This window comes from Blastococcus sp. SYSU DS0539 (assembly GCF_054050855.1).
In genome coordinates, this window is the sequence record NZ_JBJHAF010000007.1 from 14,935 (window position 1) to 28,656 (window position 13,722).

The 13,722-nt window shown below is 73.1% G+C and carries 14 protein-coding genes; 4 read left to right on the plus strand and 10 right to left on the minus strand.

Annotation, left to right across the window (positions count from 1 at the left end; all coding sequences use genetic code 11):
• Nucleotides 1-6: 6 nt before the first annotated feature.
• Genes fabG through ACI790_RS10320 form a run of 4 tightly spaced genes read right to left on the minus strand, consistent with a single transcriptional unit; the run spans nt 7 to nt 2,920 of the window.
• Nucleotides 7-744, minus strand: coding sequence for a 3-oxoacyl-ACP reductase FabG (fabG, locus tag ACI790_RS10305; RefSeq protein ID WP_456569692.1), 738 nt, complete (start codon nt 742-744; stop codon nt 7-9).
• A 3-nt stretch (nt 745-747) separates the two neighbouring features.
• Nucleotides 748-1,911, minus strand: a complete 1,164-nt coding sequence (locus ACI790_RS10310; RefSeq protein ID WP_456569693.1) for an acyl-CoA dehydrogenase family protein — start codon at nt 1,909-1,911, stop codon at nt 748-750.
• Nucleotides 1,908-2,780 (minus strand): HpcH/HpaI aldolase/citrate lyase family protein, encoded by an 873-nt coding sequence (locus ACI790_RS10315; protein WP_456569694.1) that lies wholly within the window; start codon nt 2,778-2,780, stop codon nt 1,908-1,910. The genes ACI790_RS10310 and ACI790_RS10315 overlap by 4 nt, the downstream gene beginning before the upstream one ends.
• Entirely contained in the window at nt 2,777-2,920 is a 144-nt protein-coding gene (locus ACI790_RS10320; RefSeq protein ID WP_456569695.1) for a hypothetical protein, read from the minus strand. Before ACI790_RS10320 ends, ACI790_RS10315 begins: the two co-directional genes overlap by 4 nt.
• 129 nt (nt 2,921-3,049) lie before the next feature.
• Here ACI790_RS10320 and ACI790_RS10325 point away from each other — a divergent pair, with 129 nt between their 5' ends.
• Nucleotides 3,050-3,745 (plus strand): GntR family transcriptional regulator, encoded by a 696-nt coding sequence (locus ACI790_RS10325; protein WP_456569696.1) that lies wholly within the window; start codon nt 3,050-3,052, stop codon nt 3,743-3,745.
• Here the strand turns inward: ACI790_RS10325 and ACI790_RS10330 are convergent.
• The 6 genes from ACI790_RS10330 to ACI790_RS10355 form a co-directional block, all read right to left on the minus strand.
• Complete coding sequence (locus ACI790_RS10330) at nt 3,739-4,905, minus strand: acyl-CoA dehydrogenase family protein (protein ID WP_456569697.1); 1,167 nt, start codon at nt 4,903-4,905, stop codon at nt 3,739-3,741. The two genes, ACI790_RS10325 and ACI790_RS10330, sit on opposite strands and share 7 nt — an antisense overlap.
• A gap of 64 nt (nt 4,906-4,969) precedes the next feature.
• On the minus strand, nt 4,970-6,325 hold the full coding sequence (locus tag ACI790_RS10335; RefSeq protein ID WP_456569698.1) for an MFS transporter: 1,356 nt from the start codon (nt 6,323-6,325) through the stop codon (nt 4,970-4,972).
• A 25-nt stretch (nt 6,326-6,350) separates the two neighbouring features.
• Nucleotides 6,351-7,151, minus strand: a complete 801-nt coding sequence (locus ACI790_RS10340) for a CoA-transferase subunit beta (RefSeq protein ID WP_456569699.1) — start codon at nt 7,149-7,151, stop codon at nt 6,351-6,353.
• The gene (locus ACI790_RS10345; RefSeq protein ID WP_456569700.1) at nt 7,148-8,071 is read right to left on the minus strand and encodes a CoA transferase subunit A; all 924 of its coding nucleotides are present in this window, start codon (nt 8,069-8,071) and stop codon (nt 7,148-7,150) included. Before ACI790_RS10345 ends, ACI790_RS10340 begins: the two co-directional genes overlap by 4 nt.
• A gap of 42 nt (nt 8,072-8,113) precedes the next feature.
• Nucleotides 8,114-9,115 carry a tripartite tricarboxylate transporter substrate binding protein gene (locus ACI790_RS10350; protein ID WP_456569701.1) on the minus strand — a complete coding sequence of 334 codons (1,002 nt, stop codon included), beginning with the start codon at nt 9,113-9,115 and terminating at the stop codon, nt 8,114-8,116.
• 323 nt (nt 9,116-9,438) lie between these two features.
• Entirely contained in the window at nt 9,439-10,341 is a 903-nt protein-coding gene (locus tag ACI790_RS10355; protein ID WP_456569702.1) for a LysR substrate-binding domain-containing protein, read from the minus strand.
• An 82-nt stretch (nt 10,342-10,423) separates the two neighbouring features.
• Between ACI790_RS10355 and ACI790_RS10360 the strand changes: the two genes are divergently transcribed.
• Genes ACI790_RS10360 through ACI790_RS10370 form a run of 3 tightly spaced genes read left to right on the plus strand, consistent with a single transcriptional unit; the run spans nt 10,424 to nt 13,663 of the window.
• Nucleotides 10,424-11,674: a CaiB/BaiF CoA transferase family protein gene (locus tag ACI790_RS10360; RefSeq protein ID WP_456569703.1), complete on the plus strand. Its 1,251-nt coding sequence runs from the start codon at nt 10,424-10,426 to the stop codon at nt 11,672-11,674.
• Between the two features lie 40 nt (nt 11,675-11,714).
• Nucleotides 11,715-12,863: an acyl-CoA dehydrogenase family protein gene (locus ACI790_RS10365; protein WP_456569704.1), complete on the plus strand. Its 1,149-nt coding sequence runs from the start codon at nt 11,715-11,717 to the stop codon at nt 12,861-12,863.
• Nucleotides 12,860-13,663 (plus strand): enoyl-CoA hydratase/isomerase family protein, encoded by an 804-nt coding sequence (locus ACI790_RS10370; RefSeq protein WP_456569705.1) that lies wholly within the window; start codon nt 12,860-12,862, stop codon nt 13,661-13,663. The genes ACI790_RS10365 and ACI790_RS10370 overlap by 4 nt, the downstream gene beginning before the upstream one ends.
• Nucleotides 13,664-13,722 lie beyond the last annotated feature (59 nt).

Consider the following 13,722-nt stretch of genomic DNA (forward strand, 5'->3'; position numbering starts at 1 on the left):
GCCCGCTCACATGAACCGGCCGCCGGTGACCTCGGCCACCGTGCCGGTCATGTAGGACGAGAGGTCGGAGGCGTAGAAGAGGGCGACCGAGGCGACCTCGGCCGGCTCGCCGGCCCGCGCCATCGGGATCTCGGCCATCTTCTGGTCCCAGGCCTTCTGCGGCATGGCCTCGGTCATCGCCGACCGGATGAGCCCCGGCTGGATGGCGTTGACCCGCACCCCGTGGTGGGCCATCTCCTTGGCCGCGGCCTTGGTCAGGCCCACGATCCCGGCCTTCGCGGCGGAGTAGTTGGTCTGGCCGACCATGCCGACCTTCCCCGACAGCGAGGAGATGTTCACGATCGCTCCCGACTTCTGCTCGCGCATGATCGCCGAGGCCAGCCGCGTCCCGTGCCAGCAGCCCTTGAGGTGGACGGCGATCACCTGGTCGAACTGGTCCTCGGTCATCGTGCGCATCGTGGCGTCGCGGGTGACCCCGGCGTTGTTGACGAGCACGTCCAGGGAGCCGAAGCGGTCGACCGCGGTGGCCAGCAGGCGCTGGACGTCCTCGCCGTTCACGACGTCGCAGGAGACGCCGAGGGCGCGGTCGTCGCCGAGCCGCTCGGCCGCGCGCTGGGCGGCCACCCCGTCGAGGTCGCCGAGGACGACGCGGGCGCCCTGGGCGACGAAGGCCTCGGCGATGGCGTAGCCGATGCCCTGGGCGCCACCGGTGATGACGGCGGTGCGCTGGTCGAGCAGGTTCACTTGTCAGACTCCTTCGCGGTTGCGGTCACGGGCGACGAGCTGGGCGGCGATGACGTTGCGCTGGACCTCGTTGGTCCCCTCGCCGAGGATCATCAGCGGGGCGTCCCGGAAGTAGCGCTCGACGTCGTACTCGCGGGAGAAGCCGTAGCCGCCGTGGACGCGCATGGCGTCGAGCGCCACCTGCATGGCGGCCTCCGAGGCGAAGAGCTTGGCCATGCCGGCCTCGAGGTCGGCCCGCCGGCCGCTGTCGAGGACCTCGGCGGCGTCCAGGGTCATCAGCCGCGCCGCGCGCGTCTTCGTCGCCATCTCCGCGAGCAGGTTGCCCACCGACTGGTGCTGCCAGATCGGCTTGCCGAAGGACTCGCGCTCCTGCGCGTAGCCCAGCGCCGCCTCGAAGGCGGCCTGCGCCACGCCGACCGCCCGGGCGGCGACCTGGATCCGGCCGACCTCCAGACCGCGCATCATGTGCCGCCAGCCCTGACCGGGGACACCACCGAGGACGGCGGAGGCCGGCACCCGCATCTGGTCGAACGAGAGCTCGCAGGCCTCCACCCCCCGGTACCCGAGTTTCGGGATCTTGTTGGAGATCTCCAGGCCCGCGCCGGGCTCGACCAGCACCACGCTCATCCCGGCGTGCGCCGGCTGGGCCGCCCGGTCGGTCTTGCACAGCACGCCGAAGAGGCCGGAGTGCTGGGCGTTGGAGATCCAGGTCTTGGAGCCGGAGATGACCAGCTCGTCGCCCTCGCGGACGGCGTAGGTGCTCATCCCCTGCAGGTCGCTGCCCCCGGAGGGCTCGGTGAGCGCCATGGTGGCGCGGATCCGGCCCTCGGCCATCGCCGGGAGGTACGCCTGCTGCTGCTCGTCGGTGCCGTACGTGCGGATCAGGTAGCTGATCACCGAGTGGCCGCCGATGGCGCCGGCCAGGCTCATCCAGCCGCGCGCCAGCTCCTCGGTCACCCCGGCGAAGCAGGCCGCGCTGACGTCGACGCCGCCGTGCTCGGCGGGCACGAGGAGACCGAAGAAGCCGAGCTCCTTCATCTCCTCGATGAAGTCCTCGGGGTAGGTGTCGGCCGACTCGAACTCCCGCACCCGGGGCTTGACCCGTTCGTCGACGAACTCCGCGACCATGCGGACCATGTCGCGCTCGTCGGGCGTCAGACTGCTCATGCTGTTCCCTTCCTCCCGCCGGCGGCCAGCAGGCGACGGGCCCGCTCCACCACCGGTCTGTCGACCATGCGCCCGTCCACGACGGCCACTCCGTTGCTCCCTGCGCCGGCGAGCACCCGCTCGGCCCAGGCCAGCTCCTCCTCCGACGGCGCGAACGCCGTTGCCACCGGGCCGACCTGCGCCGGGTGGATGCAGAGCTTCCCGCCGAAGCCGAGCGCGCGGGCCCGGGCGACGTCCTCGCCGAGCCGTGCCGCGTCGCCGACCGCCCCGGTCACGCCGTCGACGGGCGCCGGCAGCCCGGCCGCCGCCGAGGCGAGCACGAGGGCACCCCGCGCGGGAGCCATGGCCGGCCCGTGGTCGGGGTCCACGGCCAGTTCCGCGGCCAGGTCGAAGTTGCCGAACGCGAGCCGGGCCACGCCGGGGACGGCGGCCACGGCCGCGGCGTCCAGCACGCCCCGGGCGGTCTCCACGAGGGCGACGACGCGCGATCCTGCGGGCAGGCGGTCGACGACCGCCGCCACGGCTCGCGGCTCCTGCGCCTTCGGCAGCAGCACCAGCGCCGGTCCGGCCGCCGCCAGGACCGCGAGGTCGGCGGCGAGGTCGGGGCCGTCGGCGTTCACCCGGACGGCGCACGTGCGGGGTGCATCCCGGAGCCACGCGGCGACCTCGGTCCGGGCCGCCTCCTTGGCGTCGGGTGCGACGGCGTCCTCGAGATCGAGCACGACCACGTCGGCGCCGGTCGCGGCCGCCTTCGCGAACCGGTCGGGCCGGTCGCCGGGGACGAACAGCCAGGTGACCGCCGTCCGGGCCAGGCCGGCCGGAGTGCCGTCGCCGCTCATGCCGTCGCCGCTCATGCCGTCGCCGGTCATGCCGTCGTCGCCTGCCGGGCGGGCACCCGGAGGACGCCCTGCTCGGTGAGCCGGTGCAGCTCGTGGGCGCGGCCGGCGCCCCCGCCCAGCGGCAGGGCCGCTCGCGGATCGGAGGCGCCGGTGGTCCTGGTCTGGCTCACGTCTTCCTCCTCATGGGGGAACTGACGTGCAGAATATAAAATATAGAGAAGCGCTGTCCAGTACGGTTTTCCGCGGAGCGGTTCCATCCGCGCGACCCGCCGCACCCACGGTGCCGACGAGGAGGTCCCATGGCGCGGCCCCAGCTCAGCGACGAGGCAGCCGCCTACGTCCGCGAGCTCGTCCTGACCGGCCAGCTCAAGGCGGGTGAGTTCATCCGCGTCGAACGGGTCGCGGAGGAGCTGGACATGTCGGTGACCCCGGTCCGCGAGGGGCTGCTGGCGCTGCGCGGCGAAGGCTTCGTCGAGCTCGCTCCGCGCCGCGGGTTCGTGGTGGCGGCGCTCAGCGAGGCGGACGTGCGCGACCTGTTCTGGGTCCAGGCGCAGATCGCCGGCGAGCTGGCGGCCAGAGCGACGGGCCGCATCGACGCCGCGGAGATCGACCGGCTGACCGCGCTGCAGGACGAGCTCGTCGCCGCCCTGGCCCGGAACGACCTCGACGTGGTGGAACGGTGCAACCACGCCTTCCACCGGGTGCTCAACCTGGCCGCCGGGGCGCCCAAGCTCACCTGGCTGCTGCGCACCGCCACGCGGTACGTCCCCCAGCGCTTCTACCACCGGGTCGGGGGGTGGCCGGACGCGTCGATGCACGACCACGCCGCGATCCTCGACGGTCTGCGGCTGGCCGATCCGGAGGCCGTCCGGGCAGCCATGGAGCAGCACATCGCCCACGCCGGCGAACTGCTCATCGAGCACGCCGGCCTCCCGGGTGCGCCGGCCACCGGTGCCGCGCCCCGGCCACCGGAAACGGCCTCGCCGCTTCAGTAGCTCCTGGGCAGCCCGAGGACGTGCGAGCCCAGGTAGTTGAGCACCATCTCCTGGCTGATCGGCGCGATGCGGGTCAGGCGCGCCTCACGGAAGTAGCGGGCCACGTGGTACTCCTCGGAGTAGCCCATCCCGCCGTGCGCCTGCAGCGCGCGGTCCGCCGCGTCGAACCCGGCGTCGGCACAGAGGTACTTCGCGGTGTTCGCCTCGCGACCGCAGGGCAGGCCGGCGTCGTAGCGCCAGGTCGCTTTCCGCAGCACGAGCTCCGCGGCGTCGAGCCGGGCCAGGGAGTCGGCGAGCGGGAACTGGATGCCCTGGTTCATGCCGATGGGGCGGCCGAAGACCTCGCGCTCACCGGCGTACCGGACGGCGCGGGCGAGCGCGGCGCGGCCGATGCCCAACGCCTCGGCGGCGATCAGGCACCGCTCGGGGTTGAGCCCGTCGAGGAGGTACGTGAAGCCCTGCCCCTCCTCGCCGACACGGTGCTCCTCGGGAATCCGCAGGTCGTCGATGAACAGTTCGTTCGACGTGACGGCGTTCCGGCCCATCTTGGGGATCGGCCGGATGGCGACGTGGTCCGGGTCGAGATCGGTGAGGAACAGGGTGAGGCCGTCGGTCTTCCTCGGGGAGTCCTCGTACCGGGCCGAACGGGTCAGGAGCAGGATCTTCTGCGACTCCACCGCCTTGGAGATCCAGACCTTCCGGCCGTTGACGACGTAGTCCGAACCGTCGCGCCGCGCGAAGGTCGTGATGCGGGTGGTGTCGAGTCCGGCCCCGGGCTCGGTGACCCCGAAGCAGACGTGCAGCTCCCCGTCGGCGATCCGGGGGAGGTTCTCCCGCTTCATGGCCTCAGACCCGTGCAGGAGCACCGGGTGCATGCCGAAGATCGACATGTGGATGGAGCTGGCACCGTTCATGCCGGCCCCGGAGGCGGCGACCTCCTCGAGCAGGAGGGATGCCTCGGTGATGCCGTAGCCGCTGCCGCCGTACTCCTCGGGGATCGTGATGCCCAGCCAGCCGCCCTCGGCGACGGCGTCGTAGAAGTCCGTCGGGAACTCGTGCTGCTGGTCGCGCTCCATCCAGTAGCGGTCGTCGAAGCGCGCGGCGAGCTCGCGGACCGCCGCCCGGATCGTCTGCTGGTCGTCCGTGAGCTCGAAGTCCACGGCGTGCCCTCCGATCGCGTGGTTCTGTCGGTCCGACCCTAGGTCGACGCCGGCGAGGCGCAGGTCAGGCGAGCGCGACGTCGTCCCCGGGCAGCGGCGCGGCGGGCGGGCCGACCAGGACCAGAGCCAGCGTGCTGCCCGCCAGCAGGGTCGGCCCGCCGTAGACCAGGGCGAGCTGGCCGGTCGGATAGCTCAGGGACACCCAGGCATAGCCGACCGCGAGCCCGGCGAACCGCATCATGTTGTGGATGCCGAGCGCGGTGCCGTGCGCGGCCGCCGGCGACCGCATCACACCGAAGCCGGACACCGCCTGCACCGCCCCGATCGCGCCCCCGGTGAGCGCCAGGAGGAGGACCGCTCCCCCGACGGCCACCGACGGCGTCGGCGCGGCCAGGACCACGGCGGTCGCCACCGGCCCGACGACCAGCCCGGCCAGGCCGACGTGCAGCACGCGACGCGGCGTGATCCGGTCGCCCAGGCGCGACGACAACGGCGCCGACACCGCCATCGACGCCGCGAGGGCCAGCGTGACCAGCCCGATCTGGCTCGGCGTCATGCCGAACTGCCGTCCGAGGTAGAGCGGCGTGGCCACGATCATGACCCCGAGGCAGGCCATGACGGTCGCCGCGGAGGCAGTGCTGCGCAGGTAGCGCTTCTCGACCAGCAGCCGCGGGTCCACCAGCGCCCGTGGATTCCGCCTGGCGACCTGGGCGTGCACCGCGAGCGCCGCCGCGCCGGCGACGGACACGGCCGCCGCGGCGAGCGCGGCGCCACCCTGACCGGCCCACGTCAGCCCGCCGACCAGGCCGCCCACGCCGATGACCAGCGTGAGCATCCCGACCACGTGCATGGGCGGCCGGCCGCGGCGGGCGGCCGGTACGAACAGGGTCAGCAGCACCGCGAGCAGACCGCTGAGCACGGCGTGGGTCACGAAGACCGCACGCCAGCCCGCCAGGTCGGCGACCAGGCCCCCCAGCGGCGGGCCGAGCGCCTGCCCCACCCCGATGGCCGAGGCCCAGGCGGCCATCACCCGGGCCCGCCGGTGGCTCCAGAAGGCGCCGAGGGTCTGCTGCACCGCGGGAGGGACGGCCGAGCAGGCGATGCCCTGGAGCGCGCGCATGAGGACGAGCACCCAGAGCTCCGGGCTCATGGCCGCACCGATGCCGGCGAGCGCCATCACCACCAGGGATGCGGCCAGGAAGGCGCGCGCGCCGAGCCGCTCGCACAGCCAGCCGGCCAGCGGCGCGAACAGCACCATCGCCAGCGTGAAGGCGCTCACCGCGAACACGATCTCCCGCGCCGAGGCGTCCAGGTCCGCGGCGATCGCGTTGATCGGCGAGGTGATGATCGTGCTCGACAGCGTGCCGAGCGTCGTGCAGCAGAGCAGCACGACGTAGGGCAGCCGACCCGGCGAGCTCACCGTGCCGCCCGGCGGGAGCGGGCGATCACCGCAGATAGAGGCGGACGGTGTCGATCTCCTCCCGCAGCAGCCGCACGTCCTCGCGAGTGGGGCGCGGCGTCTCGGTGAGCTCCGTGGCGACCGACAGGTCCCAGCCGGTGCTCTTCCGCACCTGCTCCACGGACACCCCCGGGTGTACCTGCGCGAGTTCGAGCTCGCCGAACTTGTCCGGCCGGCGCAGCACGCCCAGAGGGGTGATCACCGTGGAGACCCCGTGCCCGGGAGGTACCGATCGCGGGTCGGCCGCTCGCGCGCGCACCGGGCTGGGTGAGGTGCAGAAGTCCAGCTGCGCGGGGAAGGCGCCGGGATCGTGCCGGCGGAGCACCACGATGCACTCCCCCGCATTGGGCATGATGTCCGCCGCCCCGCCGGAGCCGGGCAACCGCACCTTCGGCTTGTGCCAGTCGCCGATCACCGTGGTGTTGAGGCTGCCGTGCCGGTCGACCTGGGCGGCGCCGAGGAAGCCGACGTCGACGTTGCCGCGCTGCAGCACGTAGCCGAACAGCGCCTGCATGCTGACCACCGCATCCGCCCCCGACACCAGCACCGAATCGGCGATGCCCTCGGCCATCCCCGCCGGATGCGCTCCGCAGACGCCGGACTCGTAGACCAGTTCGAGGAACGGGTTGACCGTGCGCTTGGCCAGGTCCACGGCCAGCGTCGGCAACCCGACACCCGCGAAGACCCGTCCCTTGCCGGCGAGCTCCCGGGCCGCGACGGTCGCGAGGAACTCCGTGCTCGACACCGCGACGCTGTCGTCGGGCTCGCTGGTGGAGATGGCGGTCACCCCAGCCTCCGTCCGTAGTCGACCGGCTGGGAGAGCCGCTCACCGACCGCGACGGCGGCCGGCCAGTGGTCACCCAGCTTGGCGAGGTACGCCGCCCGGTCGGGCACCCCGTGGACCCACTCGGCCAGCCACTCCTGCAGGACCCGGGGGTCCTTGCTGATCGGCGTCCAGTCCCGGTAGAAGGCGTTGTCCCGGTCGTAGCAGCCCTGGACGTAGGAGGGGTGGGCCCCACCCGGGCAGTGCACGACCGCATCCACCGCGTGCGCGGGGATGACGGTCCGGTTGGGGTCGGAGCGCACGACCTCCTCGTCGACGATCTCCTCCACCGTGACGATCGCCCGACGGGCCGCGTACACGACCTCCTGCTGGGCCCCCACGATCCCCCACATCTGGACGTTGCCGTAGCGGTCGGCCCGCTGGGCGTGCACCACGGTGACGTCGGGAGCCAACGCAGGGACCACGTGCACCGGGGGCCCGCCGTAGGGGTCCTCCACCTTGCGGATCCGCGGGTTGAGCTCCGGCAGATCGCTGCCGGCGTAGGAGCGCAGGGGGAAGAACGGCAGCCCGGACGCCGCGGCCTGGTACCGGCAGAACATCCCGTAGTGGCTGTACTCCTCGACCTCGAGCGGCTCGGGATCGTGCCGTTCGATCCGCCGGCGCACCTCGTGCAGGGAGCCGGCGGATCCGCTCGCGAAGAAGCTGGCGACCAGCTTGCGCACCGTCCCGGCCGCGATCATCTGGTCGGCGATCAGGTCCGGGGTCATCCGGCACAGCGTGAGGTCCCGCCGGCCCTGCCGGATGATCTCGTGACCCGCCGCGAACGGGATGAGGTGCCCGAAACCCTCCAGGGCGACGGTCATCCCGTCCTCGACGTACTCGGCGATGACCTCGGCCAGGCCGCGCACCTTGACCGGTTTCACGGCGTCGCCCCACCGCCCGGGACCCGGACGGTGGCGACCACGTCAGCCGCCGATGACATCGCCGAAGGTCTCCTCCACGTCGATGAAGAGCTCCTCGAGGCCCTCGCTGCCGATGAACTCCTCCGGCACGTAGTTCGGGTCCAGCGTCTGCACGACCTCGGGGTCCTCCGACGCGGCGCGCAGGGCGTCCTCGAGCTCCTGGACGACGTCGTCGGGGGTGCCGGCCGGTGCGATCAGGCCGAACGTCGTGGTGCTCTGGGTCAGCTCCGGGTACCCCAGCTCGGTGAAGGTCGGGGCGTCGACGTAGTCGAGCCGCTCCTCGGTGCCGACGGCCAGGGCCCGGATCTCACCCGACTCCAGCGCCGGCAGCATGTCCTGCGACATGTTGGTGAACCCGGCGGTCACGTTCCCGCCCAGCAGCGCGGTCCTGACCTCCGACCCACCCTCGAACGGGACCACGGTCAGCGGCACGTCGTAGAGCTCGGTGATCCGCATGGTCTCGGCGGCGTGGGTGTTGGTGGCTCCCGGGGTCGCCACCGTGACGGAGCCGGGGTTCTCGCGCGCCGCCTCGAACAGCGACTCCAGGTCCTGGTACTCGCTGTCGCCAGGCACGAGGATCGCCGACGGGACCTGGGTGGCGACACCGATCGGGGCGAAGTCCTCGCGGGTGTAGCCGACATCGTTGATCAGGTAGTTGAGAACCGCGGTGGGCAACGCCGTCATCGACAGCGTGTGGCCGTCGGCCTCGGAGTTGATGAGCTCCTGGTAGGCGGTGGCGCCGGAGGCGCCGGGCAGGTTCTCCACGATGAACGTCTCGCCCAGCTCCTCCTCCATGAAGGAGGCCAGCGCCCGCGCGGCGATGTCGGTGGGCCCGCCCGCGGTGTAGGGCACCAGCATCCGGATCTGTTCCGTGGGGTACTCGCCTCCGCCTCCGCCTCCGCCGCCGCCGCCGGCGGCGGGGTCGGACCCCTCGTCCTGGCCGCACCCGGCCAGGACGAGGGAGACGGCGACGGGCAGGACGGCGAGGGCGCGCAGTGACTTCATCGTTCTCCAGAGGCAGTCGGGACGGTGGGGCGGTGCTGGGGTGGACCGGCCGGGTGCCGGTCGGGACGTGGTGGCCGCCCCGGAACTGCGGCAGGCCCGGGGACCCGGCTTCCGAGGACGTTCGACGATGGCGGTGGCACCGGCACGGACTCCTCGCGGCTCAGGGCCAGCAGGTGCCCGGCGCCGCGCCGAGCATCCCGATGTGCTGTCCGTCACTCTGCCGATGGTGAGGCGCGCCTGTCCAATACCAATTGGGTGAACGATCATTGATGCAGCGGTATCGATGAGCGCAGGTTCTTCGCTCCGCCGGAACAATGGCCTCGTCAGCGGCCGGCCGGCGTCGGCAGGGCCTGCTCCGACGCGCGGAGCACCTCGCGCAGCGCCGGGTTGTCGTCCGCGGCCCGCCAGGCCAGCCGTGCGTACGACGGCTCACGCCCCTCGACCAACGGCACGACCGCGATGCCGTCGGTGCGCATGTTCGCCACGGCCGTGTCGATGCTCCAGGTGACCCCGACCCCGGCGGCGACCAGCGCCATCACCGTCCAGGAGTCCGGCGCCACCTGCACGATGTTCGGCGCGAACCCGACCTCGTGGCAGGCCCGGACGAACGCATCCCGGACGCTCGATCCGGGATCGGCGGGCAGCGCGATGAACGCCTCCTCCCGGCAGTCGGCCATGCTCACCTCGCTGCGGCCGGCCAGCCGGTGCCCCTCGGGCACGACCAGGACGTAGTGCTCCTCGGACACGATGCGGGAGGTGATCCCGGGAGGTGCCGCCGGGAAGCGCACGATCGCCAGGTCCATGGCCCCCTCGACCACCAGGCGGAGCGCCTCGTAGGCGTAGGTGACGCTCTGCAGGCTGAGCTCGATGCCGGGCTGGCGCTGCCGCACCTGCCGGGCGAGCTGACCCACCAGCAGGTAGGACGACGGCCCGGCGAAGCCGATCCGCACCCGACCGGTCTCCCCCTTGCCGGCCCCCTGGACCGCGGCGCGGGCCAACCGGCACCCCTCGAGCACCTCCTGGGCGGGCCCGACCAACGCCGCTCCCGCGGACGTCAGGCGGACGCTGCGGGTGGTGCGCTCGAAGAGCACGGCGCCCAGGTCGCGTTCCAGCTGCTTGATGGTCCGGCTCAACGGCGGCTGGGCCATGTGCAGCCGCTCGGCGGCGCGGCCGAAGTGCAGCTCCTCGGCGACGGCGAGGAACGCCTCCAGCTGGTGCAGGTCCATGCGGCATTGTGACCGACGGGCGCAAGAGTGGGCCACTCATTGGGTATTGGACATCGCGCAATCGGTCGGCCATGTTGAGCTCATGACCGCCGTCACACCGCCGCCTCCCCTGCCCCTCGCCGGGGTCACCGTGGTGGCGCTGGAGCAGGCCGTGGCCGCCCCGCTGGCCACCCGCCACCTCGCCGACCTCGGCGCCCGCGTCATCAAGATCGAGCGCGTGGGCGAGGGCGACTTCGCCCGCAACTACGACGGCGCCGTCCACGGGCTGGCCTCGCACTTCGTCTGGCTCAACCGGGGCAAGGAGTCGGTCGCCCTGGACCTCAAGACCGACGAGGGGCTGGCGGTGGCCCGGGAGCTCGTTGCCCGCGCCGACGTGTTCCTGCAGAACTCCGCGCCCGGTGCGGCCGCCCGGCTGGGGCTCGACGCGGAGACGCTGCGGGCGGCCCGGCCGGACCTGGTCGTCGTCAACATCTCCGGCTACGGCACCGACGGCCCCCGGCGCGACCGGAAGGCCTACGACATGCTCATCCAGGCCGAGTCGGGGCTGGTCTCGATCACCGGCACCCCGGACACGGCCACCAAGACCGGGGTGCCCAGCGCGGACATCGCCGCCGGGCTCTACGCCACCAACTCCGTGCTCGCCGCCCTGTTCCGCCGCGAGCGGACCGGCGAGGGCGCCACGATCGAGGTGTCGATGTTCGACGCCACCGCCGAGTGGCTCGGCCACCCGATGTACATGCAGATGTACGCCGGCCGGCAGATCCCGCGCATGGGTCTCAGCCACGCGGCGATCGCGCCCTACGACGCCTATCCCACCCGGGACGGGCAGATCCTGATCGGGGTGCAGAACGACCGCGGCTGGCAGCGGCTCGTCGTCGACGTGTTCGGCCGCCCCGACCTCGCCGAGCACCCCCGGCTGCGCACCAACGTCCTGCGGGTGGCCCACCGCGAGGAGTGCGACGCGGCGGTGGCGGCGGAGACCCGCACGTGGTCGACCGCGGAGCTGGACGCGCGGCTGGCCGAGGCGGGAATCCCCGCCGCCCAGCTCAACGACATGCAGGGCCTGATCGACCACCCCCAGCTCAGCGCCCGGGACCGCTGGCGCGAGGTGGGCACCCCGGCCGGCCCGATCCGGGCCATCCTGCCGCCGATGACCTTCGCGGACGTCGAGCTGGCCATGGGCGACGTCCCGGACCTCGGCGAGCACACCTCCGGGGTGCTGTCCGAGCTCGGCTACGCCGCCGCCGACGTCGATCGCCTCGTCGCCTCGGGTGCCGCGGGCCGGCCGGCTCCGCCCGAGCCGCTCGACACCGGCCCCGCCTCGACCGCCTGACCAGCTCCCCCACCAGCCGACCGATCCCAGGAGGCCGACCATGGACGACGACGACTTCGCGGCCGTGCTGACCGCCGTCCGCACCTTCGTGCGCCGCGAGGTGGTGCCCGCCGAGGACGAGATCGAGGAGACCGACCGCATCCCCGACCGCATCCGCAAGCAGGCCGCGGACATGGGGCTGTTCGGCTACGCCATCCCCGAGGAGTACGGGGGTATGGGCCTGTCGATGCAGGAGGAGGTCCGGCTGGCCATGGAGCTCGGCTGGACCACCCCGTCCTTCCGCTCCATGTTCGGCACGAACAACGGGATCGCCGGCCAGGTGCTGGTCAACTTCGGCACCGACGACCAGAAGCAGCGCTACCTCCCCCGGCTGGCGGCGGGCGAGCTCGTCGCGTCGTTCGCGCTCACCGAGCCCGAGGCCGGGTCCGACCCCAGCGGCCTGCGCACCCGGGCGGTCCGCACCGGCGACGACTACCTGCTCAACGGAAAGAAACGGTTCATCACCAACGCGCCCGACGCGGACCTCTTCATGGTGTTCGCCCGCACCGACGAGGCCACCGAGGGCACCAAGGGCATCTCGGTGTTCGCCGTCGACGCCCGGACCGAGGGCGTCACGATCGGCCCGAAGGACGCCAAGATGGGCCAGCGCGGTGCGGTGACCGCGGAGGTCTTCTTCGACGACGTCCGGGTGCCCGCCCACGAGCTCGTCGGTGGCGTGGAGGGGGCGGGGTTCGGCGCCGCGATGCGCTCGCTGGCCAAGGGGCGGCTGCACATCGCCGCGCTCTGCGTCGGCCTGGCCCAGCGGCTGGTCGAGGAGAGCGTCACCTACGCCGCGACCACCAGGCAGGGCGGCCGGCCGATCGCGGAGTTCCAGCTGGTGCAGGCCATGCTGGCCGACTCCCAGACCGAGACGTACGCCGGGCGCGCCATGGTCCTGGAGGCGGCACGGACCTACGACGACGGCACCGACCAGCGGCTCGCGCCGTCGGCCTGCAAGCTCTTCTGCACCGAGATGGTCGACCGGGTCGCCGACCGGGCGGTGCAGGTCCACGGCGGCCTCGGGTACATGCGCTCGGTCCCGGTGGAGCGCTTTTACCGCGACGCCCGGCTCTTCCGCCTGTACGAGGGCACCAGCGAGGTGCAGCGGGTCATCATCGCCAAGCAGCTCCTCCGCGGGGTCGAGCAGTGAGCGCCGGCGCGGTCCCCGCCGGCCCGCCCGCCGTGCTCGTCGAGCAGCACGGCGCGGTGGCGCTGCTGCGGCTCAACCGTCCCGAGCGGCGCAACGCGCTCGACCTGGCCGACCGGTCCGAGCTGCTGGCGGCGCTGCGCGCCGCCAGCAGCGATCCCGGCTGCCGGGCGATCGTCCTGACCGGTGCGGGTCCGGTGTTCTCCGCCGGTGGGGACATCCGCTCGATGTCGCGGGATGCCGCGGTGGCGCGGCAGCGCCTCCAGCTGGTGAGCGACATCGCCCGGCTCCTGGTGACCACCGGGACGCCGGTCGTGTGCGCCGTCGAGGGCGGCGCCTTCGGACTGGGCCTGTCGCTGGCCTGCGCCGCCGATCTGGTGGTCGCCGGCTCCTCGGCCCGCTTCGTCGCCTCGTTCGCCCGGATCGGGCTGGTGGCCGACACCGGGCTCTTCTACACGCTCCCGAAGCGGGTCGGCGCCGGCCGGGCCCGCGAGCTCATGCTCACCGCGCGGACCGTGACGGCGGAGGAGGCCCACCGGATCGGCCTCGTGGACGAGGTCGTCGCGGACGGCACCGCGGTCGACCGGGCGCTGGCGGTCGCGCAGGACCTCGCGGCGGCGTCCCCGGCGGCGACCGCCGGTCTCAAGCAGATCCTGGCCGCGGACGACCAGTCCCTGGACGCCGTCCTCGCCGCCGAGGAGCGGGTGCAGGTGGAGCTGCTGGCGGGAGCGGACTTCGCGGAGGGCCGGTCGGCGTTCTTCGAGCGCCGTCGCCCGGTCTTCCCGGGCAGCGACCCGGCCTGAGCGGACGCCGTCGCCGCGCGCGGCCGGCCGGGGCACCGGTCCGGCCGGCCGGCGACGGC

Coding starts and splice junctions, on each gene's coding strand:
- ACI790_RS10310 (WP_456569693.1), bottom strand. CDS start 1,911: ATGAGCAGTCTGACGCCCGACGAGCGCGACATGGTCCGCATGGTCGCG.
- ACI790_RS10315 (WP_456569694.1), bottom strand. CDS start 2,780: ATGACCGGCGACGGCATGAGCGGCGACGGCATGAGCGGCGACGGCACT.
- ACI790_RS10325 (WP_456569696.1), top strand. CDS start 3,050: ATGGCGCGGCCCCAGCTCAGCGACGAGGCAGCCGCCTACGTCCGCGAG.
- ACI790_RS10350 (WP_456569701.1), bottom strand. CDS start 9,115: ATGAAGTCACTGCGCGCCCTCGCCGTCCTGCCCGTCGCCGTCTCCCTC.
- ACI790_RS10355 (WP_456569702.1), bottom strand. CDS start 10,341: ATGGACCTGCACCAGCTGGAGGCGTTCCTCGCCGTCGCCGAGGAGCTG.
- ACI790_RS10360 (WP_456569703.1), top strand. CDS start 10,424: ATGACCGCCGTCACACCGCCGCCTCCCCTGCCCCTCGCCGGGGTCACC.
- ACI790_RS10365 (WP_456569704.1), top strand. CDS start 11,715: ATGGACGACGACGACTTCGCGGCCGTGCTGACCGCCGTCCGCACCTTC.